A 721-nucleotide genomic window follows, 5' to 3' on the forward strand; every position below is an offset into this window, starting at 1 on the left:
CAATGGCAAAGCCCGGCGTAGTGTCGTTGGTCTGGTTATCCCCCGCCCTGCCGGTGTCGTCGCTCAGCGTGATCACCGGGGCCGCCACGGTGGTGTCCACGGTGACCGCCAGCGCCGCCGAGGTCGCGGTGTTGCCCGCGTCGTCGGTGACCTGCACGGTGAAGGTGTACTCCCCGTCAGCCAGCGCCGGCGCGGTAAAGCTCCACGTCCCGTCCGTCTGCACGGCGTCATAGGCGGTGCCGTTAATCAGCACCTGCACCTCCGTCACATCGGCGTCGATATTGCCCAGCGTAAAGGTTGGGGTAGTGTCGTTCGTGATATTGTCCGTCGCGCTGCTGCCGGTATCAGAGGCATCCATCAGATCGAGGGTCGGGATGGACAGCGTGGTGTCCACCGTAAAGGTCATCGGATCTGACGCAGCCGTGTTACCGGCAATATCCGTCACCGTCGCCACAATACTGTGGTCACCGTCGGTCAGCTCGCCGGACGTGATATGCCACTGCCCGGCCGCGTCCTTCGTTGCCGCCACCGGGGCGCCGCCGTCGATGCTCACCATCACGCTCACGGCGTCTTTATCCGTGGTGATGGCAAAGCCCGGTGTCACTACGTTGGTCTGGTTATCGCCGGTGGTATCGCTCAGCGTGATGACCGGGGCCGCCACGGCGGTATCCACGGTGACCGCCAGCGCCGCTGAGGTCGCGGTGTTGCCCGCGTCGTCGGT

The 721-nt window shown here is 65.0% G+C and carries 1 protein-coding gene; it reads right to left on the reverse strand.

Features of this window, described 5'->3' with window-relative positions; genetic code table 11:
• Positions 1-721 (reverse strand): Ig-like domain-containing protein (locus tag FDX04_RS24190; RefSeq protein ID WP_170975161.1); only part of this gene is annotated, 721 nt, incomplete at both ends.

Source organism: Citrobacter sp. wls615 (genome assembly GCF_005281355.1).
Lineage (GTDB): Bacteria > Pseudomonadota > Gammaproteobacteria > Enterobacterales > Enterobacteriaceae > Citrobacter > Citrobacter werkmanii.